Here is a 22,116-nt window from a genome sequence, read left to right as displayed (position 1 = left end):
GTCACCTAACCAATACCCGAAACACTTCACTGTAAATCGTTAATTTAACAACATTCTTATTGACAAGCCGTAGAAAAAGAGGTCCAATTCGAAAATGAATTGAACCTCTCAAATTCCCCTCATCAACACCCGTTGACAAAGAGCCGTTATTTGGTGCTTACCTTACCTGAACAATTAATCATTACACAAAAAAGGTTGGGCTACGCCCAACCTTTTTTAAATTACTAGATTACTTAACCCATGAAGGGTTAGTAGTAGTAGTAACATTGGTACTCGTGTTCTTAACAAGTTTAGCATTCAGAACACCTTGTAATACTTGACCGTAAATAGCATCTTTGTTCGTAGTGGCAAAGTTAGTGCCATCAAAGGTGTATTCGAAGTGGTAACTGTTAGTACCATCATTGTATTGAGTAGTACCAACGTAAGTAGCACCACCTAAAGCCTTGATAGTGTTGGTAAAGTCAGCATCACTAGTAGTGATAGCAGTATTTGCAGCACCGGCAAGAACCTTAGAATCAAAGTTAGATACGTTCAATTCAGAGCCACTAACAACATTTCCAGTAACTGGCAACTTAGGAGTAACCTTAGTTGCATCAGCGGCAGCAGAAGTGTCAACAGTACCTAAAGTAAATTGTACTTGTGAAGTAGCAGCAGCAGTTACGTCAACGTAGGTAGTGTTGCCGTAAACACCAGCGGTGTTAACAGTACCAGTCAAAGCATAACCAGCAGGTACTTGATCAGTAATGTAGTTAGCTAAACTAGTACCAGCAGCGTTGACATCGTCAGCAGTAGCGTGGGCAGTACCCTTAACAGCAACATCTTGGCCAGCCTTAGTGTCATTACGGCTAGTAATCCAAGTAGTAGAACCAACTTGAGCGTTGTTGTCATTTACATTACGGTAAACAACCTTAACACTGTTGTCAGTAGTAGCAGCAGCATCAGATGGAGTTAATACTAACCCACCAAGGTCTTGCTTGCTGTTGTCAGCGACAGAAGCATCGTAACCCTTACCAGCGTAAATGTAACCAGTGATTGAAGAATCCTTGGTGTCAGTTACGTGGTAGTATAATGAACCTTCGCGAGTCTTAGTCAAAGCTGAATCAACCTTGAAAGCGTCCTTTGAAGTTGCACCGTAAAGGTTAACCTTAGATGCCTTGTATTGGGTATACTTAGGTGCGGTCCAGATGGTGTTCTTGGAAACGTCCTTCAAGTAGTAACCAGTGGTCTTCGTAGGGGTAGTTGCAGTCGTAGTAGTTTCAGCAGACTTAACACCACCAGCAAACGTATCAGCGGTCTTACCACCGTAAACGTAACCACGGTACTTACCGTCCATAGTAACTACACGGTAGTAAACTGAACCACGGTTAGTAGTCTTTTGGCCATAAGCACGGAAGTAGTCAGCTGACTTCTTTGATGAAGCCAACTTAGCCATAGTAGCCTTAGATGCGACAACCTTAGCACCCTTAACAGTACCTGGCTTAGTGTATAAAGCGTTAGTACCAGTAGCTTCAACGTTACGCTTAGTAGCGTCAGCCTTTAAAACAGAGTAGGCACCAGCCTTAGCATATGACTTAGCTGAAGCAGTAGTTGATACTGCGGCAACTGAGACAAAGCTTAATGCGGCTAAGCCCAAGTAAAGTGATTTCTTTAAACTTGATTGCATAGTATTTCTTCCTCCAAACATAAAATATGTAATTTATCAAGCAAGAATAGTATAACCGAAGTTAGCGCTTTTGTTAAGAATTTTATTTCTTAACTTGGCGGATTCGTTTAGCTATCCCCTAACTACGACTATGATTATAGACGGATAGTTGCGGAGAAACAAGGATTATGCTCTTTTTGTCGTGGGATTGAAACAATGAACGGGCTTCTGTAATGTGTTTGTTACATGGATATTGTGGCTATAAACGCCGTGATTGCAGTGTTGGTGCGGTATTAAAGGATTTATTAAGGTCTTAAGAATGATTCGTTAGGATTAATGTGGCTTTAAGTTTAATTTCTGTGGCGGGTAACTTTTTCTTTGGTTAGCGGCTGTTTGGTTAATTTGTTGCGGGTGATCTGTTGGTTTAGTTTGTGGGTAAGATTCAGACTAACAGTGGATCACCAATTGATTTTTGGCATAGCCGTTGGTCTGTTTTGGTCCCGTTATTTCTATATTAGATGGTCATCCCTGTCGATTGACTCATTAGGCATGCTCTTTGTCCCCTGGTGACTCTCTACTGAGTCACTGGTAGATTTACCTGTATTGTACTCAGATTATCCCCAGTTGCCTGTTAAGCCCCTACCCACTCGTTTCCCTCCACTAACAACTACTCAGCCCCCAACGTTTGTTAGGTGAAGTCACTATTCTTGCATTCAACTGGCTGACGGTCCATACTGATGACATTAAATGAAAGGGGGTGATGCTTTTTGGCAACAGGAAATTGTTACCTTAAAGTAGTCGCTTCCGCGGAGAACGGAAACGATTAACTTCTTTAAGGTAAAGGCCGACGAAATCTTTTCGTCGGCCTTTTTGTGTTCTGTAGGGTATGGAACCCTCTCTACTCATTAAGCATTCCGCAATCGGATACCCGTTAAGGGTTCCCACTACAATGCTACCGCCTAATTAGTCAGGACAGCTTTCCCCACTACCCTTGTCACCTAATTTAGTCATTATGGCTAGTTTCGCTTTTGCTCCCTCACTACTGGTGCTAGGCTTGAATCACATCCAGTGGGAGGTTATTTATTAATGATCAAGAGAAAACAGCTTCATCTACTTTTAGCTTCTGCCCTAATTTTCAGTCTAGCACCCATAGCGCCGCTAACACATGCTAGTGCCGCAACCTGGCACAAAGGCATTCCCAAAGTCTTGCGTGGGACTTGGATCACTAAACGTTTCTACAGCAAGGAAAAGATTCGCTTTAAGCCTGGCGACCCCCATCACTATCGGATTCGCATGTACATCAATTCCCAGATGATTGATGTTTTACGTGACGGCGGGAACTCTGCGGGGTCAGTTAGGAAAACTAAATACCGAGTTCTACGTCACAACGTTTACCAGTTGAAAGAATATTGGGAAGAAGGCGGCACGAACAAGGTTACAATCCGGCTTGAGAACCACAAGAAGGCTTACGTTTACGCACCCTTCAGTAAGTCTTTTACCAAAACCAGCAATTCAATTCCGTTCTAACACTTAATCATCCACACATAACAGCGCCGCAGCCCTCCCACCCAGGGAGCCAGCTACGGCGCTATTTGTCATGCCTACAATTTCCAAGTGTCAAATTCCAGATAGTTGTTCTCACTCGTGAAGTAACGGTTCACGCGTTCGCTGAAGCGCCTGGTCTGATCGTCCATGAAGGCGCGGTAGTAGCCCCGACTATGCAAATTCAGGTTATACCCCAGCGACCCCAAAATGATGAAGATGGCCTCCTGCGTAATCCACGGCGCCGGGTCCGTCGTTGGCTTGACGGGATTCCCCTTGAACACCCAGTAGAGCCGTTCCAGTTGGTCGACGAGGTCCGCATCTATTTGCGAATCCGTATAGGGTAACGGAAAGCACCAGGGCAGGTCCTCGTAGTCGGTCGCCAAGTGCGTCGTGGCCAGGATCCACTCGCGGTAACGAATCAGGTAGAAGTCCCAGATGGTCATTTGCGAAAAGGCGATGCCGACGTACGGTTGCCAATCCCAGCCCGTGTTGCGGCCACCATGGGCGTAAAGGTCCACGTTCAGGCGGTACAGGACCTCCGAGGCCGATTGCACGGGCACAGCCTCGGGCCGAACCGTCCCGATGATGCGCCCCGCGTGCAGGTCCGACAGCCGGTTGGCCAGGACGTTCATCAGGGGGTACTCCACCCGGTCTTCTTGCCGACAGTAGCGGCGATACCACCGAAGGACGCTCGGCACGTCCTGTTCGATGTTACAGCCCCGGTGGTAGTGACCGTTAATACTGAATGCTTCAAAGTCTTTTAGCATGTTTTCACGTTCTCTCTGTGTTGCCGCCAGCTTAGCACGGTGGCTGGGGGAAGTACATGGATTCGCGTGGGTTGGGTTGGTTAGTGGGCTTGGCGTTTGTGGCGTCGGTTGGCGGACAGTTTGGGTGGGAGTCGGGACGCTTATTGACGATTTATCTTTGTTCTTTCAGAATCGTGACTTTCGCTGGTAATACTGTATTTGTGCGTAGGATAGCACCTATCAGTTATGACAATTTGTCCCGCAATTTGCTTTGTATGTGATATTTTATACAACTAATTGATTGTTACCGGTTACATTTAACCCTATACTGAAGACATAGCGATTTACTACATATTTATGCTGACTTAGGAAGAAGGTTTCTTCATGAGATTTAGAAAATTCAAGTTTTTATCATTCATCTTTGTGGCTTCTTTGCTAGGACTTATTTTTTTGGCTGCACCAGCTTATGCGGACACAGTTGGTACAACAGATAATCCGAGCACTTATAAGTCTCTTCTTGTTCAATTGCCAGCAGGATCAACTATCGAATTAACCGGTCCAACCGAAGCTGTCTACTCACTGTATGACATCGGTGGCATCTCTGTAACTCGTGTATTGAATGGTGAATCTGCTTATCAGGTTGATCAAGTTGCCCTGAACTTAGAAACCGGGGGGATTTCATACCGGGTTTCTACAGATGAGTTCATTCGGCCTGGTGCTGGCGTTAAACTTAATGCGGGTTCCACAGACACATCGACATTAACCTTCAATTTTATTGACCAGGCAGGTACCTCCATCGCCCCGCAAAAAGTTTTTACTATCAGTTCAAGTCCTGATTCAAAAGATATAACTAAAACGCTGGATAATGTTGGGAAACAGAATCTCCCCATCACCGGCTACACCCTGAATTCCAAGAATCCCGTAACCGCTAGCGATGATAACACCACGTTTACTTACAACTACATTGCCGACACTACTAGTGGCTCTGGTAACACTTCAAATAACAACAGTAACAGCACCAACATCATCCCCACAACACCGGCTGTCACCCCACCAAGTACTGAGCCTGACACCACAACTGGCACACCGCTCGCCGTCAAAGGCACGGCTATCTATGCGACCAAGAAGATTGGCTTGTACCGAACGACTAACTTTACCAAAGCCAACCGTAAGATTTGGTATGTTAAGAAGTCCCGGCAGAATCGGCCCAAATTTATCGTGACCGGCTACAAGCGGAGTCAGAATGGCACCCTGCGCTACCGGATTCGAGACATTAATCACAACTCGCTGACCAACGACCGGCGCGGGTACATCACGGCGAACAGCCAGTATGTCCAGCCGCTGTACTACCAGAGTCAGCCGACTAAGATTAAAGTGATTGCCGCTAAGGGACTGAACGGCTACCATCACGTTGATCTGTCTGGCCGGATAGCGCGACACTACAAGCGCGGTAGCGTGCTGAAGGTGACCGCCATTCGGGACTACCACCTGACGACACGGCTGATGTTGGCTAATGGGCAGTATGTTAGTGGGAATAAGACTTTGGTGATTAAGAAGTAAATGACTTTCATTTAGAAAGGTCTGATTTTTTTGAAGAATAGGAATTGGTGGTTTAGATTTCAACTTATAGTAGTCACGTCAATTTTTGCATTAGGTTTGGGGGCAGGTATCCAAGCTCATGCTGCTGATGATACGCCCTCAAACATTGCTGTTGTTAAAATGTCCCTCGACAATAGTATGGTTCAACTTGACACCCCCATTGCTGAAGCTTACACCCTAGATGGTCAAAAGTCTGATATACCCTTTTGGGGACAGAATGGACGCGCGATTCCTAACTATTCCTGCCAATATGCCATTAATCTAGATAATGGAACACTCTACTATAGCTGCACCTCTACGGATAACTCAACAAATTTGTGGTTCCCAGCAAATGATCAAACAATCCTAATACCTGAGTCTCTAGCTGTCAGTGACCCTAGCAAGGTACAGACAAGAACGTTCACTTTCAGTTTTCTTGATCAAAATGACGATTCCCTCACTACCTCAGAATCAACCAAAGCTTCCTATAGTCCAAACGCAAATTATTCTGGTGACCCATTTGCAGGCCTAGCCGACAGCTTAAAGGCGACAGACACAACGACTCATAAGTTGATAGCAAGTCGTGTTTTCCCTGGCTACAAGCTCCGGGACCAAGATCCCGTGACAAACACGGATTCTGATTACGACTTTACTTATCATTACGTGAAAGATAAGCCAACCAGTAAACCAAGTACTGGCACTAACACTAGTGTTGGCTCCAGCACCACTGCCGAAGCCGACTCAGCATCCAATAGTTCAAGCTCGGTGACGCCAGTTCAATCAACTAAAGTACCGGTCCAACGCAAGGCTGTTTATGCTGCTTAGAAAATTGGCCTGTACAGTCAGCCAACATTTTCTAAGCAGAGCCGCACGCGTTGGTTCATCGAGCAGACACGGCCAAACCGGCCAACGTTTACCGTCATCGGCTACGCGCGTTCCAAGGCGGGCAATCTGCGCTACAAGGTGCGGACGGCTGATGGGACGACCGGCTACATCACGACGCGGTCAGCCTACGCGGCGAACGCTTACTACCAGGCTAAGCCGGCTACGGTTAAAGTCATCAGCGCTAAGGGCCTGAACGCCTATGGGAATGTGGCGCTGAATGGCAAGAAGCTGCGGCACTATGCTCGTGGATCCGTTGTGAAAGTTAAAGCCCTTAAGACACACGGTTTGACGACGCGCCTCGTGTTAAGCAATGGCCATTACGTCACGGGAAAGAAAACTTTCGTGATTCAGAAATAGGTTTAATGAAACTGTTCAGCTGATTTTAGGTTGAGCAGTTTTTTCGTTGAGACGATTGTTTACTTAACGAACCATGAGAAGTGTACAATGACAGTATGATTACGAATTCATTTTGATTATGATGAGGAGATGTGTTGGATGCGGAATAGATGGATTAAGGGTTCATTGTTGTTGGTTGTTGGCTTGCTGGCTTTGGTTGGGTGGTCGGGTAGTGCTCGGGCGGCGGGTATTGGGGTTACACCACCGTCTTATGTAGCTACATTTCAGATTCCTGTTGTTCCTCTTTCCCCTAGCCTCTTTCATTTCAATAATGAAGACGGTTCCACGATTACGCCTTGCAATCTAGACGATACACATTCTGATAGCGTAGCACCTTTGACACCTGGAGATAAGGGAACTAACTATGTCCAAGAAGATGTGGTCGCACTTAATTTAAAAAATGGCGCTTTATATTTTTTGCTCACTACTAATAATAAATTTAGCGCCGAAGGTTGGTTTCATGTAAACGACAGTACTGTTCTAATTCCTGGAATGGACGAACCAAAAGTAAAACCAGCCACTCACACTGACACTTTTAATGTTAACTTTCTCGATGAATCTGGTAAAGATATTGCATCCGTAAACAACGAAAGTGCCAGTCTGAATTACCTTCCAACTGATGCCGTAACGGGTGATCCTCTCATAGGTCTAACCGATAGCCTAAAACAGACTGATGCCAATGGTAAATTAGTCACCAGCCGGGAAATTGAGGGATATACACTAGCCGCAAAAGACCCCCTGACCGTTGACGGACCAGTTGTTGATGGTAATACGACGACGTACAACTACACTTACCACTACACCAAGAACATCACTGGCGGCAACACGAATACCGGCACCAACACCAGCGGTATCGCCGGCACTAGTCGCACGGCCACTATGCCAACAACTGACAGCTCCAGCAGTGCCGCCAGTCAGGCTACCACGACCAAGGCACCGGTTCAACGCAAAGCTGTCTACGCCGTGAAGAAGATTGGCCTGTACAGTCAGCCGACATTTACTAAGCAGAACCGCACACGCTGGTTCACCAAGCAAACGCGCCCCAACCGGCCTACGTTTACCGTTATCGGCTACGCGCGTTCCAAGGCGGTCAACCTGCGCTACAAGGTGCGGACGGCTGATGGGACGACCGGCTACATCACAACACGTTCAGCCTACGTGACCAACGCCTACTACCAGCACAAGCCGGCTCAGGTTAAAGTCATCAGCGCTAAGGGCCTGAACGCCTATGGGAACGTGGCGCTAAACGTTCAGAAGCTGCGGCACTACAAGCGCGGGTCCGTTTTGAAGATTAAAGCCATTAAGACTCACGGTTTGACCACGCGGTTGGTGCTCACTAACGGGCGCTACATTACTGGGAATAAGACTTTCGTGATTGCAAAATAGAACCACCAAACTGTTTGAACCGTACTTCCGGTTGAACAGTTTTTTATTAATGCATTATATGCTTAACAAGTTCACAAGAGATGTACAATAACACATTGAAAAGGTTTAGAATGAGCAATTGATAGCTAACTATGCATTTGGAGGAGATAACTGTGAAATTACATATGAAATTCATTCTTACTATTGCTCTATTAGCAGTGGGAATCACTATTGGTGGTACTGGATTAACGGAACAAGCGAATGCTTCTAACGTATACTCTGGAACTCCCAAAGCAATCCGTGGATGGTGGCGGACTAAAATGCACAAGGTATCTTATCGTTGGCATGGAAAAAAGAAATATACCTGGGACTATCAAACGATGCATATTCTAAAGACTAAGATCCGTGGCGCCTATGGCACACAGGCTGACTCCTATGGCATTAACGATATGGTGCATCTCACAACAACGACAGAGGGTATCAAAGTCTACACCCTAGGTGGTAATGAATGGATTGCTGATGAGATAGTTTTCTCAAATTATGTGCGTTCGGGCAATAAGTTAGTAACTTACTCAGGCACTAAATCAGGCAATGTCAAAGATTTAACTACCTGGTATAAGTTTAGTGGTAAAGCTTCTAAGAAAACCTACTACCCATACAAGTAGATGAAAATAGATCTAGCATTAGGACTGCTAAAAAGTCCTAATGCTAGATCTATTTTCAATTTGGTTTTTTTATTAAATTGTTTACTGACGTCGGAGCCAATCTCCCAGACTAAAACTGCGTCCGCCCACCGCGTTCCGGCCAAGTTTCACCAGTCCGGAGGCGTCTCACAACGACGCGTTTACCCCAAATAACCATCTGCAACGTGCTTGAAGTAATCGCCGAGATTCTGTGAGAACTGCGCCTTCTGGCTCGTCATGAACGCGGCGAACTTGGCCGGGCTATTGCGCCGGTAGTTATAGCCCCAGGCCGACAGCAGCATGAAGATCACATTTTGCCGCGGCAGGTCCTTGGGGTCGTACACGTCCGGTTGATACGCCGTCGGCCAATTCAGGCGGTCGATGCCCCAATATAGGAAGTAAATATTTTCCTCGGCCTGTTGGGATGCGAAGTCCAGTGACCAGTCGGCCGCCAGATTATGTTCGGCGTCGCGCCAATTTTTCACGGCTGGATTTTGTCCGTCTAGCCAGTAGTCCCAGATGGTCACGTGGTTCAGGCGAATCCGCGTCAGCATTTGTTCAAAGGCCGTGAGCGACTCGCCGGCCTCGCAGAACACGTTTAGGTTCAGCTTGTGCGTGTCGCTATCGGTGAAGTAACTGGCCTGGTCGTGTGCGCCCTGGTCCTCCCAGTAATACCGCTGGTAGTCCGCGGCAAAGCGTTTGGTGTCGCGGTCCGCCAAGATGCGCCAGTAGTCCTCGAAGTCGTCCAAGCCCTCGACTTCCAGGGGAAACTGTTCCCGCCGGTAGCGAAAATAGCCCTGGTACACGGCGAGTGAGGTCTGGTAGTCGGTGTAGTGGTGACCATTCGTGTGGCCGATGATAATTTTTTTCAAGTCGTTTGCCCCCGGAGATTAGTGGTCCTAGCTTAGCACAGATTGGGGGCTGGTGGGTAACCACTGTAATATCTAACAAACTGCAGTAAATATGAGTAGTTCCCACCTTGTGACAGACTTGCCTTCAAATTTGCTAAGTATACGTTGAATAGATAGCCGGAAGAAAGTAAATATTTTGTGATTATGGATGTACAGCGTCATTACAAAATAAATTATAAGTCGCAATTTGGTTGCCATTGGGATAGACATGCTATAATAGCTATATAAGGAGGCATTGCTTTATGGACAATCTAAAAGAACAAAATAAGAAGTCACAAAGATTAAATATCAGAATTGATGCAGACCTAAAGGAAGAAGCTCAAGACGTTTATCAGAAGCTAGGTCTTGATATGTCGACCGCTATCACACTGTTCTTAAAACAAAGCATTGTTGATAAAGGCTTACCCTTCCGTCCTAATTTTGAAAACACCGAATCCTATACGCCTGAAGAAGCTTGGAAAATTGTTAAGTCCAAAGACTTAAAAGAGTACACGAACCTCGATGACCTATGGAAGGATCTGGATAATGCGGATTAAGTCCTCCCCGCTTTTTAGTCGCCAGTATAAGCGCCTCGAAAAGAAGCACTTTCCGGTGAAACTAATACAGCCTGCAGTTACTGCAATTGTGATTCAAGATAAGTTAGCACTTAGACGACTACACGACCACGCATTACACAATAACTGGGCTGGCTTTAGGGAGCTACATCCAGCAGGAAAGTTAGATAACTGGATAATGATTTACAACATTATTGAAGACGACGGGCTCGTCTTAACCTTAGTTCAAACTGGTGATCACAAGAATGTTCTTGGCATCTAGTTCAGTAGATTTGCTTAGACTGGAAAGCCAGCGTTTCAGTATCAAACCAATGTTATCAGCCCCAAAATACGGCATCGCGATTGCGCGATGCCGTATTTTTTGACTACCACGTCTATCTCATTAAAAGACTGGTTTCACCCCACGTACGGCGGCCTTCATCTGGTCGCCCAGCCGGTGCATGCCGGCGTCAATCACGTCCGGCGTTAGACCGCTGAAGCACAGGCGCATGCCGTTGTGCACGTCGCGGGCCGGGTAGAAATTGGTGCTCGGCACGTAACTCACGTGGGCGTTTGGCATGACCTGGGTCCGCAGTAACTGGTCGACGTCGATAGACTCTGGCAAGGTCACCCAGTCGAAGAAGCCCCCGGCTGGCGTGGTAAACGTCGCCTCGTCCGGGAAGTAGGCCCGCAGCGCCGCCACCATCGCCGCACACTGCTCGCAGTAGTGGTCCTTCAAGACCGTCACGTGGGCGTCCAAGTCGTTGGCGTCCAAATAGGCGTTGATGGCCGCATGGGTCACGCCGGTCGCCTCCAGGTCGCTGGCCTGCCGCACCTTTAAAATGGCTGCCAACAGGTCTCCATCGGCCACCAGCCACCCCGTCCGCAGCGCTGGCATCAGGATTTTCGACAGGCTCGACACGAAGATCACCCGGCCCTCGGTGTCAAAACTCTTGATGGCCGGCAGCGGCAGTTGGTCGTAGCCCAGGTCGCGGTACGGCGAGTCCTCTAAAATGATAAAGTCGTAGCGGTTCGCCAGGGCCACCAGCTGTTGGCGCTTGGCCACGCTCATGGTGATGCCGGTCGGGTTGTGAAAGTCCGGCACGGTGTATAACAGCTTGATGCCCGGATGGCGTTTTAAGGTGGTTTCTAGCGCGTCTAGGTCCAGGCCATCTGCTTGTAAGCCCACGCCGTAATACGTCGGCTGGTAGAGGTCTAAGGCCGCCAGCGCGCCCACGTAGGTCGGCACCTCGACCGCCACCTCGTCACCGGGGTTCAGGAGCGCCTTAGCCACCAGCTCAATGGCCTGCTGGCCGCCGACCGTCAAAATCACGTGGTCCGCGGTGGTCGTGACCCGCCCCCATTTGCCGATTCGCGCCGCCAGCTTCGCCCGCAAGTCCGGGTTGCCCTGGGTCGACCGATACTGAAAAAGGTGCGCGCCTTGCGTGTCAATGGCGGTGTTAAAGGCTTCCTTGACCGCCGCCACCGGGAACAGGCTTTCGTTGGGGCTCCCGGCCGCAAACGAGATGGCGCGGGGGTCTGGGTCGTTGACGAACAGGCCGCTTAGGGCGGAAGGGACATCCGGGTTCACCCGGGTTGCTAACAGATCATTTAACATGACAGTCACACCTTTCTGGCAGCTTTTTTGGCTGCCGGTTCTTCTTTTACTTTTGGTTTGTTGCTTGGTGCCTAAGACCTTAGGGTCAAAAACAATGGACAGCTGGCCGCCTGCGGCTTCCAGGTACTACGCCTGCTGTGGGGCCGGTTTCCGCCTGCTGTGGGGCCGGTTTCCGCCTGAGGTGCGGGCTCCCACCTCAACTTTAAGCCCTGCTAGGATCATGCAGGGCTCAAAGGTTGTCCCGTGCTGTAAGGCCGAGAAAAATCGCTCGGTCTAACACCACCGACACAGCCGTCTCCGTACCTGGCTTCCTCCGGCTCTGGTTGTGCGTTGCTTTTGACCCCGGCTTAGTGCCCGGTCAGCGTCAACGGTGGTGGCGAACCGGTAGCCAAGGTCGTTGGCCGTCGGTGTGGCGGTCCGGTTAAGCCGACGCTGTTGCAGTTGGTGGGCGGCGACCGTAGAACCTAACATGTTAGCTAATACTTCCGGTTCAGGCTCACTCATGCCTCCCACCACACTGCGTTGGACGGTGAAAATGAACTTAACCATGGAATTCACACACTCTTCTGGGCAGTAAAACCACGCCCTCAGTTCGGCCATTAACCGCCGCTAAATGCCGGTCAGGAAATCTGGTGCCTTTGCTGCCAACAACGGCTAGCCTGCCGAGAGGGCGGTAACAAGGGGCTCAGCCATGACGTATCCCAGCTAATGCTCACACTCATCCGGACAGCGAAACCACTCCCAGTTCGGCCGCTGACGACCGCCAAATGCCGGTCAGGAAACCAGTGTCAGCCGTGAGGGCGCTCAAATATGGCTCAGCCGTGGGATTTACAGCGCGTTAGCGGTGTAAATGGTGACTTTGAGACTCGCTCCTCAGAGGCTCAAAGCAAGTCGGAAGACCGCTTCTCAGGCTTCCGGCGTCCTCCCCACCGCGTTCCGGCCATATTTGAGCGCCCGGTAAGGCGCATGGTTTCCACAATCTGCATTTCACGCCGGTAAGTCACCGGCCGAACTGCTGGGGGTGGTTTCCTCTGACCACGCGTTTATGATAAGATACTGGTGACAGAAAAACCATTTCAACTATCCAGAAATAACGTGAATGTAATTCATCTTTACCAATCTCAGGAGGTGTCGTCGATGTTACCGTTTGCCTATCGTGTCTTTCAAGCTATTGTTCAGGAACAAACTTTCTACCGAGCGGCGCAAACGCTGAACGTGACGCCTTCAGCCATCAGCCACTCCGTTAACCAGCTGGAAAAGGAGCTGGGCTTTCCGCTCTTCATCCGTAATCGGACCGGCGTGGAACTCACCCCGGATGGCGAAAGCGTGCTGCCACTGATTCAGGGCGTCATCAATGCCGAGGACCGGCTCCAGCAGGCCGCCGCCAACATTAACGGCATGAACGCCGGGTCCGTGCGGTTGGGGGCCTTCTCCTCCGTCTGCATTTCCTGGCTACCACCGATCATTCGGCAGTTCAAACAGGATTTTCCCCAAATCGATATCAATTTAGAACAGGCCGGCTTCAGTGACATTGCGGCCGCCGTCAAGACCGGGCGCTTGGATTTAGGCCTGTCCGCCTTGCCGGTCGCGGAAAAATTAACCGTCCTGCCGCTGGTCAAGGATGAAATCTACTGCATCACGCCCAACGATTTCATCCCCGCCAACCGCACGACGGTCACGGCCGCCGACCTGGTCGACCAGAACTTCATTTTGCAACGGGGCGACTACGATAAGGACACCAAGGCCGCGCTGGACCACTACCAAATTCGGCCGAACGCGCTGCGGTTCTCCATCGACGACCAGTCCATCCTGGCGATGGTCGAGGCCGGCATGGGCATGGGTATTTTGCCCGAGCTGGCGCTGGAACGGGTCAGCGGCAACGTGAACGTCTACCCATTTGACCAGCGGTTCTACCGGACGATTTGCTTGGTGGTCAACTCCGAGCAGGCCAAGGCGCCATCGACGGCCAAGATGATTGCGGCGATCACGGCTTACGTCGCCCACAAGTACCCGGACAAGGTCCTGCAACACCCACACGTGGGGTAAACTTGTGTCTTTGCCTCGCCTCCGAGAGCGTGAAAAATGAGACCGGAACGCGGTGGGCAGGACGGTGTTGTGCTGGCCGTTCCCGGCGGTGGGTTCAAGGTGCCCTGCTGTGGGGCCGGTTTCCGCCTGAGGTTCAGGCTCCCACCTCACCTTTGAGCCTGAGAAGCGGTCTCAAAGGTTGTCCCGTGCTGTAAGGCCGAGAAAAATCGCTCGGTCTAACACCACTGACACAGCTGGGCGGTTGCCGTACCCACCTCTGGTCGCTGACACGAACACGGTCACTCTCCACTGCGAGGCGGTCATTTTCACACTCCCTGCGGCTGACACTGGTTTAGCCCGCGTGGTGTGTGTTTCTGGTGCTTGTTCTGTTTTCGCTTAACTCTGATCAAACTAAATACCGCGGAAGTCCTTGGCCATTTGTTTGGCTGGACTTCCGCGGTATTTTTATGTCGCTATTCACTTTTTACGTAAGGTCGACTGAAATACTCTAACAAGGACGACTCTTATCAATTGCCATCGACATGCTCTCTTTGCAGAATATCTGCCGTCACAGACAAACGATTAAGTTCTTCCACTAACTGATAAACGGTTGTCATTGGATTTTGTTGATGGTAAGGCTTGCCTACATTTTTGACAGCCAATTTTTTGCCAAAACGAATAGCTCTCTGCTGTTTCTCATCATCCAGCAACGTCAGAATTGATTCTGAATTTTTCTCGTAACCGGTCTTGAATCCCGCCTGTTTTAAATGTTGTGTCAACTTCACTTTATAAGCTTCACGACTAATGGCGGTATTCAAGAATTCAAAATGCAACACGTACCAAAGCTCAAACGAATCATTACTCCAAGCAACCTGCCATCCTTGCCTTTGTGCCGCGTCGATGGCATGGTCAAACCGCTCCATGGGTACATCATCTTTATCGAAGACAACCCAGACATGCTCGTAAAGATTAGGACTAATCTGGATTAATTTTTCAACTTGCTCAATTAGGGTTAAGTTGCTTACACCTGTGCCTTTAATGGTCAAGCTAGGCACCGTCACATTTACACGATCTCTTAGCCCACTGTACTTATCTTTGACAATATCGGCTAAACGATTGAAATAAATGACCTCAGTCTGAATTCCCTCCGTCGCAATTAAATAACTCCCGGGTAGCGGCGTCATTTTCTTTCTCTTGGGTCGTTTCCCAATGTGTTTACTCATCGCGGCTCCCTAATGGCTTCAGCCTAGGCGTTGCTCTAAACTTCCCCAAGATATAGTCCTTCCCATAGCTCGCATCATTCCGTACCTTCTGATTGCCGTTGACCTTAACCGAATCCAACGAATACAGGTCCGACATCCCCGCCGGATTCTTATCCACGAACCAGACCTCGTCTCGGCGAAAATTGGTTTTATCCAGCGTGAAGAGTTCCTGGGTGGTGAAAATTAATTGGGCGCCACGCGGGTTGATTTGCGCGTCATGAAACAGAATTAGGATGTAGCGCAACAGTAGTGGGTGGAGCTTGGCATCCAGCTCGTCCACGACAACTGTGCCGCCCTCATCCAAGGTTTGTTTCAAATCAACATACAACCATAGCATCTTGCGTGTTCCACTGGATTCCGCACTGATTGGCGTCTGGAGAAGTTCCCCTGTCGTGGGATTGCGGTGATAGCTGACGACCCGTTGGCGGGCTTCATTTTCATCGGCAAAGTCATCTTGCACGACACCTAACTGGGCAATTCCCACATCGACCGCTTGGACAAACTGTTCAAATTTCTGTTTCTCTTGCGGATCAGTCAGTAGTGCAATCATCGGACTCAGTGATTGCCGTGAACGAAAACGCGCGGTCTTGGTCACCTCATCCTGTGGATTCCCGTAGTCTACGATTCGTAAAGCTCGGAACCAATCGGCGACCTCCCGAATGACGGGGATTTCTAACCGAGACAGTGCGGACAACAGTAACGACTTCTTCGTGATCAGTTTGGCCAGCGTCTGAACCTCCGCCTGTTCCGTCAGACTGCCCACGATTCCCGCATCGGTACGGTCAAAGATTTCCAGATACTGCTCGCCCACCTTACTTTTATCTCGCTGATACAAGTATTCTTCTGTCACGACTTGCTGGGTGGCACTAAACCCATACTGATAGATGTTCGTCCGCGTGGAAAATAAAACGCTGAACTCGGTCGGAACGCTGGGGGCCTCAAACCAGTAAGGCGTAATCTTCTTCAAGGCATCCTCATCGGCAAACGAGGTCAGCACCACATCCGTCATGACACTTAGCGCGTGAATGACGTTGCTCTTGCCAGACGCGTTGGCACCATACAGGGCAGCCAGCTTTAAAACCCGTTCATGCAAAACGTCAGTCACCACATCCGTCGGGAGTTCCTTCAATGCCGAAGCAGTCAGGTCCAGCGTGACTTCCTGGCGAAACGATTTAAAGTTTTTAAACGTAAACTGATGCAACATCATCCTCACCTCTTGGGTTAAAGATACCTGTTGTAGAAGTAATTAGCAAGTAATTACGATATTTTCTCGAATATAGAAAAATCGTTAATTTGTAGCGGTATTTCGTTATGAATCTACCAATGAACTGCCACAACAAAGTAACCCGAATTTTTCGCTACCCCACTATTTGTTTAAAGTAATGCACTATTCAGTGCAAAAAGAATTATTCAAGACAACTAGTATCCACCATGCTTATCGTGCTATAATGGCGAAGTAATTTCAACTATACATAAATTGGAGGCACCACTATGAACAAATTACTTAAAGTTTCCGCAATCACGGCCCTGACATTTAGCTTGGGCGCCGTCGTTGTCCCTAGCACCACTCTGTCAGCTAGCGCTAAGAAAAAGTCTGCTAAGGTTATCCGTTCCAAGAAGATGAAGAAGACCGCTTATCACGCTAACGGCGGCTACATCTACTCCAGCGCCAAGCTGACCAAGAAGTCCCACAAGGCATTCAACTACCTGAAGACGACTTTCTACGCAACCAAGTCAGTTACGGTCAAGAAGACTAACGGCAAGACCGCTACTTACTACTACATCAAGAACAGCAAGGGCAACGTCAAGGGGTACATCTGGAAGGGCAACCTGAAGAAGATTAATACCAAGGCTTTAGCCCAACGGAAAGCTGATATCAAGCACGTATTGTCTGCTATTCGGTCGATGAGTACTGAAGACCAATCTAACGCATTGGATGCTATGAAGGGAGTCACTACTAGTAATATTTACGACACTTACAGCCTCAGCTCTGCTATCGATGCAATCCAAGGTTATACAGCCAAAGATGGTCAAGCTGCACTCCAAGTAAATGCCAGTTTCAAAGGCCGTTTCAGCTCCACGACTAATGCGAAATTAGCTGCATTCAGTTCTCAATTAGCTGATACAATTGCGAAGAGCGACGATCCAGACGACGATTATGCCATCGTTGAAGCTAGTCAAACACTTGTTGATACTTTGAGTGACGCTGTTGAAGGTCTCCGGTAACACCCATTTCCACTAAAATAATCAAATAAAACACCTGAGAAGAACGCGCATGGGTTGCGCTGCCTTCTCAGGTGTTTTTAGTCAGTTTGATCTTATTTTTCGGACAAGTCATTCTAAATGGACCAAACCAGCATTAGCCGCAGGGATGGTGAAAATGAGCTCAGCCGTGGGAGTTGCCTTAGCGGGTTTTCCGCTTAGGTAACTGCTATCTTTGAGACGCGTCTCTCAGCGGCTCCAGACGGGCGCCCGCAGCTCCACGGCCCATTTTCACCATCCCGCAGGTGCGGCAAATACCTTATTTGGTCTTCCGTTTAAAACTGCATAAACTCAGTAAACTCACCAGCAACGCCACGCCCCACGCAATGGAGCCGCGACTGTCATTGGTCTGAGGCAAGGTCACACTACCGACGCTGCTCGAGAGGACTTGGTCACCCGTCTCTTCGCTTTCGGTCAGATTGGCCGTCGTGGTGCCCCCTGGTTGCCCCTGGTACTGGTGCTGGTGGCCGTAACTGCCAGCGCTCAGCTGACTGGCTTGACCACCCACGCTAACGCCCGAGCCAGTGCCATTAGCGCCACCAGTTGGGAGTCCCCCCGGCGTTCCGGGTACCGCAACATCCCCGTCACCCACCGGATCACCCGTGACCGTTGGGCCGCCCGGGTGGTGACCATTACCGGTCTCGTTGCCCGGCGTTCCGGCATCCCCGTCCTGGCCACTGTCTGGCGTTTCCACTCCAGATCCGGGGCCATCAGGCGTAGTGGTCGTGCCGCCACCGTTTGTGTTACCACCGCCCTGGTTGCCATTGCCATTTCCCTGGTTGCCGTTGCCGCCCGGCTTGTTTCCTTCGGCATCCGCCTCTTCTTCCGCGTAAACGTAAGTCACGTCAATGGCGGTCTCACCGTACGTCCCGGTCGCATTTTCCGGTGTCGCTTGGAGCACGTATCCCGGAATTTCCACTGGGGTCGTCGTGTAGGCTTCCCCGACCAGGCCCGGTTTCAGCGTTTGGGCTGGCACGACGTCCTTCCCCGTCTCATCGACGTAGTGGACCGTCACGTCGGCTGCGGATTGCGCGATGGTGTAGGGCTGGACGACTAAGAATGTGGCAGCGCCCGTGTTAACATCGGATACCCCAATCATGTAATGGTAGTAAGGCAGAACATCCAAATTCACATCTTCATGGTCCGGAATAACAGTCGCTCCAGGTTTTTGATCTAACAAACCAGTATAGTACAAGCCGCCTTGGCCATCCGAGACCGCAGTTCCGCCCGCAAAATAGGCCTGCTGTATGAAGCCATCGTCACTGTTATAAAAGGCTAGTGGCGTCAGCACTTCCTTGCCCACCAGTTGCACAACCTCACCATCGATTGTCGTGCAGGCAATTTGCAGGTGCCCTTCACGATCCTTATCACTGATGACAACCGGGTCCAACGTAATCAGCTGGCCGATACAATTAAAACTAAAAGGATTAGTTGGATCGACTTTTCCTTTAAGTGGTGAAAAATCCTGAATATTATTATGAAACAACAGTACCGCCTCAATATTCGGCAAAGTCGCTAGCGGCGTGATGTCTTTGATCCGGTTATGCTGGAGGTCAAGCTCCGTCAAGTGTTGCAGATTGGCCAGTGGCGTGACGTCCACAATATCCCCATAGGCCGCACCGGGATGCTCTTGAAAGGAACCGCCAAAGTTGGCGCTTTCCAAGTTCACCGCGTACTGCAAGCCTTCCAGCGAGTACGCAGTCTTGCCATCAATATAGGTGCTATGACTGTGTTTGCTCAAATTCTTGATCAACGCCATGTCTTCTTGCGTAATGTCAGCCACGCTATTCCAGGTCTTGTCGGTATCGGTCAATTCCTGTAATGCCTGAAGAATCACCTGTTGCAGCTGCTTATTCGGCATCCACAAATCAATCGTCGCCGTCTCCTTGGTGTGCGTCAATTTCATCGTCGTGGTCTTGCCCAACTCGGCCTGAACCAACGGCACGGCCGCGGTGGCTAAATCAGCTCCCAGCGTGTCGACCATGGCAGCCGCCGGTACAGGCGTCACCTCGGCCGGGCGGGTCTCGGGCACGGTCACGCTCACTGGCGTCACGGCAGTCGCCGGTGTGACCGCGATTGCGGGTTGCGCGACGACTGGTTCGGTTGTGGCTGGCGTCGTAGTCGTAGCCGGTTCACTCTCAGTTGCTGGGACCACACTGTCAGCTAAATCGGTGACCGGGCGCGTACTGCCAACTAGCGTTTGGACTGGCGCTTCAGTCTCGGCTGATCCTGCCCCAACCCCCGATTGTTCGTTTGTGGTAGCGTTCTCATTTGCATAGTTATCACTGACTGTCTGTTCAGTCTCATTGGCATCTGCTGCAGGTGTCTCAGTAGTGGTTTCCTCACTAGCAGATTCGTTGGCGGTCGCCGCCGTTGCAACAGTTTCTGTATCCGTCACCGGAGAATCAGTCGTCACCACCTCATCCCCCACAGGATTTTCCGTAGAAGCCGGCACGGTCGACGCACTCTCTGTCACACTCGGTTCCACGTTAGCTTGAGCGGTCGTCCCCGCACCCAGCAAGACGGCCCCACTAATAATGCCGGCCGTTACCCATAACTTACCCTTTTTATACATCTTATAGTGTCTCTTCTCAGTCTGTTCAATTCTCATCCGTTTTCTCCCCCGAAATATTGGTCTAGTTTGCTAATACTGTTTTATATTGAGGCCACTAGTCTTTCTAAGTGCCTCGAACAAAAATCAGTATAGCTGGTATTTTAAAATTCGTGGTGGATTATTAACAAATTGAACCGATTTCTTTGCCTGCTGACCTTTCAACGCCTTTTCACTGATGGCAGGATAAGCCTTTCAATCTTACATAACCAAGCTAGGCATCAAAAAAGCGGCTAGACGTGGTGTCCTAGCCGCTCGTTAAGTGTCTATTAATTTCACCAAGTCCTAAAACTTACAACAATATCGATACACGCCAGTCTGTTTGGTCTGAGCTGGCTGGAGCCGGAGCCAGTTCAGGTTGGCCACCTGTGACAGTGGTGTTAGCCGATGCCCTTTCGGCTTACACCACTGTCCATGTTAGAAACTCGTGATCTTCGAGGTTCTAACGTGAACTCGAAGACCGCCCTTTGGCTTCGAGTGGGCCCCATAGGTGGTCAACCTGAAACTGGCGGAGGCGGAAGTCAGCTCAGACCAAACCAAGCCAAAAACGGCCGGACTCCGTGGGGGAGGCCGGCCGTTCTCAGGTTGTGTGACGTTTTATTCGGTGATGTGCTTACGCAGCGGGCGTTGGTTCCGCCGCGGTACCGCCCATCAAGGCCGTCTTCGTCGTTTCCACGATGTCGGCGCGCACTGGGGTGGCGTAGAGTGGCTGGTCATCCTTGACAAACAGCTTAGCGTCGGCGATTTGCTTCATGAGGCTCGCCACTTCTTCGCCGGTCAGGTTGGTGTTGACGTACTTCAACCGTAAATGCTTGATCCGCAGGTCGGTCCCTTTAAAGCTCAATTCTAATGACTTCATTTAATAACTCCCTTTCAATGACTGAGTGACGGACGTTAGGCGACGATGTCTTGTGTGGCAACGGTTGCGGATTGGAAAGGTAACCCGGTCAATTGTGCCAGAATGCCGCCAAAAGTTTCAATTTGCTTAGTATCCGGTGCTGGCACCGCGTTTTGAAAGGTGACTTTCACGGGGTGGGCCGAGTCGGCGCCTAAGCTAAAGATGATGGTGGTCTTATTCCAGTTGTTATGCATGGTGGTACTCCCTTCGTGACGCTGATTTTGGTAAGTGATTGGCCAACCCTTACACTCCTACTAACGAAATCCGGCGGTGATTTGTAACCCCCTAATTCGAAAAGTTTTCCGGTGGCGTCAAATTGCGGACCAATCGGCGAATCAGCGAGCGCCGCCATTTATACACGGTATTGCGACTGACGCCGTGGCGGGCCGCAATCTCCTCGGCCGTCAGCTGGTCGAGCAGCGTGCCCACCAGGTAGCGCCACTCCCCGGTCGTGCCAGCGCCGCCAATCACCTTCAAGAGATACTGGCGAAAGTCGGCCTGACCGATGGCCTCTAAAATGTCGTCGTCACTGGCAACCGCCGTGATCAGCTCGTCTTGATTGCCGGGTTCCTGGCGTTCCAGCTGTTTGCGGTCGCGGCGCAACTTATCCAGCAGTGTCCAATAAATTTTCTGCTGGGCGTACGCCAAGAATTGGTGCGGCTTGGCCTCGGGATTTTCGGGAAAGGCGGCGTAAATTTCTGGAAATAATAGCCGGGCCTCCTGCAAGTAATCCTCGTAATCGGCGTGACTGCGGTTCATGTGTAGGCGTTTCAGCGCGGCAAATAAAATAATCTCGTGGTCCCCGTCGTACAGAAACCGGTAAGCAGCGGCGTGTGGTGACTCCTTCATTTGAATCATCCTCTCAAACATGATGATCCATGGCCATGGATGAGTCCCACTTTACCCGAGCGGCCTTTTTTTGACGAACAGCGAATATTTCCCGGAATGACCCTAATATTTGTCAAATATCCAACTGGTTTACCCCACAAATAGCCACCGTGGGCAGCCGGACGGGATTCGTCAAAATAGTGAAATTACCGAAAAATTCAGTTATTTGTCGATTTAAGCCTTAAAATTTTGCCCGATTTAAAATTGAAGTGCAACACCCCTTAAGACATTAAGGGTAAACAAATAGGCCATGGAGACCTATACTTTT

The 22,116-nt window shown here is 49.8% G+C and carries 20 protein-coding genes; 10 read left to right on the top strand and 10 right to left on the bottom strand.

Features of this window, described 5'->3' with window-relative positions:
• Nucleotides 1-229 precede the first annotated feature (229 nt).
• Nucleotides 230-1,663 (bottom strand): S-layer protein, encoded by a 1,434-nt coding sequence (locus tag JUF13_RS13635; RefSeq protein ID WP_203640125.1) that lies wholly within the window; start codon nt 1,661-1,663, stop codon nt 230-232.
• Between the two features lie 1,065 nt (nt 1,664-2,728).
• Here JUF13_RS13635 and JUF13_RS13630 point away from each other — a divergent pair.
• Nucleotides 2,729-3,169 carry a hypothetical protein gene (locus tag JUF13_RS13630; RefSeq protein ID WP_203640124.1) on the top strand — a complete coding sequence of 147 codons (441 nt, stop codon included), beginning with the start codon at nt 2,729-2,731 and terminating at the stop codon, nt 3,167-3,169.
• 74 nt (nt 3,170-3,243) lie between these two features.
• On the opposite strand, the gene JUF13_RS13625 is transcribed toward JUF13_RS13630, so the two are convergent.
• Complete coding sequence (locus JUF13_RS13625) at nt 3,244-3,954, bottom strand: hypothetical protein (protein ID WP_203640123.1); 711 nt, start codon at nt 3,952-3,954, stop codon at nt 3,244-3,246.
• A 429-nt stretch (nt 3,955-4,383) separates the two neighbouring features.
• Here JUF13_RS13625 and JUF13_RS13620 point away from each other — a divergent pair, with 429 nt between their 5' ends.
• The 5 genes from JUF13_RS13620 to JUF13_RS13600 all read left to right on the top strand — a co-directional run bounded on the left by JUF13_RS13620 (nt 4,384) and on the right by JUF13_RS13600 (nt 8,822).
• On the top strand, nt 4,384-5,493 hold the full coding sequence (locus tag JUF13_RS13620) for a DUF5776 domain-containing protein (protein WP_203640122.1): 1,110 nt from the start codon (nt 4,384-4,386) through the stop codon (nt 5,491-5,493).
• A 30-nt stretch (nt 5,494-5,523) separates the two neighbouring features.
• Complete coding sequence (locus JUF13_RS13615; protein ID WP_203640121.1) at nt 5,524-6,336, top strand: hypothetical protein; 813 nt, start codon at nt 5,524-5,526, stop codon at nt 6,334-6,336.
• Between the two features lie 138 nt (nt 6,337-6,474).
• Nucleotides 6,475-6,753, top strand: a complete 279-nt coding sequence (locus JUF13_RS13610) for a DUF5776 domain-containing protein (protein ID WP_203640120.1) — start codon at nt 6,475-6,477, stop codon at nt 6,751-6,753.
• 138 nt (nt 6,754-6,891) lie between these two features.
• On the top strand, nt 6,892-8,178 hold the full coding sequence (locus tag JUF13_RS13605) for a DUF5776 domain-containing protein (RefSeq protein WP_203640119.1): 1,287 nt from the start codon (nt 6,892-6,894) through the stop codon (nt 8,176-8,178).
• A gap of 152 nt (nt 8,179-8,330) precedes the next feature.
• A complete protein-coding gene (locus JUF13_RS13600) occupies nt 8,331-8,822 on the top strand; it encodes a hypothetical protein (RefSeq protein ID WP_203640118.1) in 492 nt (163 codons plus the stop codon).
• A gap of 179 nt (nt 8,823-9,001) precedes the next feature.
• On the opposite strand, the gene JUF13_RS13595 is transcribed toward JUF13_RS13600, so the two are convergent.
• Nucleotides 9,002-9,712 (bottom strand): hypothetical protein, encoded by a 711-nt coding sequence (locus JUF13_RS13595; protein ID WP_203640117.1) that lies wholly within the window; start codon nt 9,710-9,712, stop codon nt 9,002-9,004.
• A gap of 281 nt (nt 9,713-9,993) precedes the next feature.
• Here JUF13_RS13595 and JUF13_RS13590 point away from each other — a divergent pair, with 281 nt between their 5' ends.
• Together JUF13_RS13590 and JUF13_RS13585 are read left to right on the top strand one after the other, a co-directional pair.
• Nucleotides 9,994-10,287, top strand: a complete 294-nt coding sequence (locus JUF13_RS13590) for a type II toxin-antitoxin system RelB/DinJ family antitoxin (protein ID WP_203640116.1) — start codon at nt 9,994-9,996, stop codon at nt 10,285-10,287.
• Nucleotides 10,253-10,567, top strand: coding sequence for a type II toxin-antitoxin system mRNA interferase toxin, RelE/StbE family (locus JUF13_RS13585; RefSeq protein ID WP_308439887.1), 315 nt, complete (start codon nt 10,253-10,255; stop codon nt 10,565-10,567). Before JUF13_RS13590 ends, JUF13_RS13585 begins: the two co-directional genes overlap by 35 nt.
• Before the next feature lie 120 nt (nt 10,568-10,687).
• Here JUF13_RS13585 and JUF13_RS13580 read toward each other — a convergent pair whose 3' ends face one another.
• On the bottom strand, nt 10,688-11,902 hold the full coding sequence (locus tag JUF13_RS13580; protein WP_203640114.1) for an aminotransferase-like domain-containing protein: 1,215 nt from the start codon (nt 11,900-11,902) through the stop codon (nt 10,688-10,690).
• Nucleotides 11,903-13,039: 1,137 nt separating this feature from the next.
• On the opposite strand from JUF13_RS13580, the gene JUF13_RS13575 reads away from it, so the two are divergent.
• A complete protein-coding gene (locus JUF13_RS13575; RefSeq protein ID WP_125765335.1) occupies nt 13,040-13,948 on the top strand; it encodes a LysR family transcriptional regulator in 909 nt (302 codons plus the stop codon).
• 506 nt (nt 13,949-14,454) lie between these two features.
• Here JUF13_RS13575 and JUF13_RS13570 read toward each other — a convergent pair.
• Together JUF13_RS13570 and JUF13_RS13565 are read right to left on the bottom strand one after the other, a co-directional pair.
• On the bottom strand, nt 14,455-15,150 hold the full coding sequence (locus JUF13_RS13570; RefSeq protein WP_203640113.1) for an RloB family protein: 696 nt from the start codon (nt 15,148-15,150) through the stop codon (nt 14,455-14,457).
• On the bottom strand, nt 15,143-16,393 hold the full coding sequence (locus tag JUF13_RS13565; protein WP_203640112.1) for an AAA family ATPase: 1,251 nt from the start codon (nt 16,391-16,393) through the stop codon (nt 15,143-15,145). Before JUF13_RS13565 ends, JUF13_RS13570 begins: the two co-directional genes overlap by 8 nt.
• Before the next feature lie 287 nt (nt 16,394-16,680).
• On the opposite strand from JUF13_RS13565, the gene JUF13_RS13560 reads away from it, so the two are divergent.
• On the top strand, nt 16,681-17,415 hold the full coding sequence (locus tag JUF13_RS13560; RefSeq protein WP_203640111.1) for a hypothetical protein: 735 nt from the start codon (nt 16,681-16,683) through the stop codon (nt 17,413-17,415).
• A gap of 295 nt (nt 17,416-17,710) precedes the next feature.
• Here the strand turns inward: JUF13_RS13560 and JUF13_RS13555 are convergent, their stop codons facing one another.
• The 4 genes from JUF13_RS13555 to JUF13_RS13540 all read right to left on the bottom strand — a co-directional run bounded on the left by JUF13_RS13555 (nt 17,711) and on the right by JUF13_RS13540 (nt 21,809).
• A complete protein-coding gene (locus JUF13_RS13555; RefSeq protein WP_203640110.1) occupies nt 17,711-20,062 on the bottom strand; it encodes a MucBP domain-containing protein in 2,352 nt (783 codons plus the stop codon).
• 613 nt (nt 20,063-20,675) lie between these two features.
• Nucleotides 20,676-20,921 (bottom strand): DUF2922 domain-containing protein, encoded by a 246-nt coding sequence (locus JUF13_RS13550; protein ID WP_125765340.1) that lies wholly within the window; start codon nt 20,919-20,921, stop codon nt 20,676-20,678.
• 35 nt (nt 20,922-20,956) lie between these two features.
• The gene (locus tag JUF13_RS13545; protein ID WP_203640109.1) at nt 20,957-21,154 is read right to left on the bottom strand and encodes a hypothetical protein; all 198 of its coding nucleotides are present in this window, start codon (nt 21,152-21,154) and stop codon (nt 20,957-20,959) included.
• Between the two features lie 91 nt (nt 21,155-21,245).
• A complete protein-coding gene (locus tag JUF13_RS13540) occupies nt 21,246-21,809 on the bottom strand; it encodes a sigma-70 family RNA polymerase sigma factor (protein ID WP_203640108.1) in 564 nt (187 codons plus the stop codon).
• Nucleotides 21,810-22,116: the final 307 nt, after the last annotated feature.

It is taken from the genome of Levilactobacillus wangkuiensis (assembly GCF_016861605.1).
GTDB classification, from domain to species: domain Bacteria; phylum Bacillota; class Bacilli; order Lactobacillales; family Lactobacillaceae; genus Levilactobacillus; species Levilactobacillus wangkuiensis.
The sequence above is the reverse complement of the archived record's forward strand: the minus strand, read 5'-3'. Positions and strand labels throughout refer to the sequence as shown.

Coding starts and splice junctions, on each gene's coding strand:
- JUF13_RS13635 (WP_203640125.1), bottom strand. CDS start 1,663: ATGCAATCAAGTTTAAAGAAATCACTTTACTTGGGCTTAGCCGCATTA.
- JUF13_RS13630 (WP_203640124.1), top strand. CDS start 2,729: ATGATCAAGAGAAAACAGCTTCATCTACTTTTAGCTTCTGCCCTAATT.
- JUF13_RS13625 (WP_203640123.1), bottom strand. CDS start 3,954: ATGCTAAAAGACTTTGAAGCATTCAGTATTAACGGTCACTACCACCGG.
- JUF13_RS13605 (WP_203640119.1), top strand. CDS start 6,892: ATGCGGAATAGATGGATTAAGGGTTCATTGTTGTTGGTTGTTGGCTTG.
- JUF13_RS13590 (WP_203640116.1), top strand. CDS start 9,994: ATGGACAATCTAAAAGAACAAAATAAGAAGTCACAAAGATTAAATATC.
- JUF13_RS13585 (WP_308439887.1), top strand. CDS start 10,253: ATGACCTATGGAAGGATCTGGATAATGCGGATTAAGTCCTCCCCGCTT.
- JUF13_RS13580 (WP_203640114.1), bottom strand. CDS start 11,902: ATGTTAAATGATCTGTTAGCAACCCGGGTGAACCCGGATGTCCCTTCC.
- JUF13_RS13575 (WP_125765335.1), top strand. CDS start 13,040: ATGTTACCGTTTGCCTATCGTGTCTTTCAAGCTATTGTTCAGGAACAA.
- JUF13_RS13570 (WP_203640113.1), bottom strand. CDS start 15,150: ATGAGTAAACACATTGGGAAACGACCCAAGAGAAAGAAAATGACGCCG.
- JUF13_RS13565 (WP_203640112.1), bottom strand. CDS start 16,393: ATGTTGCATCAGTTTACGTTTAAAAACTTTAAATCGTTTCGCCAGGAA.
- JUF13_RS13560 (WP_203640111.1), top strand. CDS start 16,681: ATGAACAAATTACTTAAAGTTTCCGCAATCACGGCCCTGACATTTAGC.
- JUF13_RS13555 (WP_203640110.1), bottom strand. CDS start 20,062: ATGAGAATTGAACAGACTGAGAAGAGACACTATAAGATGTATAAAAAG.
- JUF13_RS13550 (WP_125765340.1), bottom strand. CDS start 20,921: ATGAAGTCATTAGAATTGAGCTTTAAAGGGACCGACCTGCGGATCAAG.
- JUF13_RS13545 (WP_203640109.1), bottom strand. CDS start 21,154: ATGCATAACAACTGGAATAAGACCACCATCATCTTTAGCTTAGGCGCC.
- JUF13_RS13540 (WP_203640108.1), bottom strand. CDS start 21,809: ATGAAGGAGTCACCACACGCCGCTGCTTACCGGTTTCTGTACGACGGG.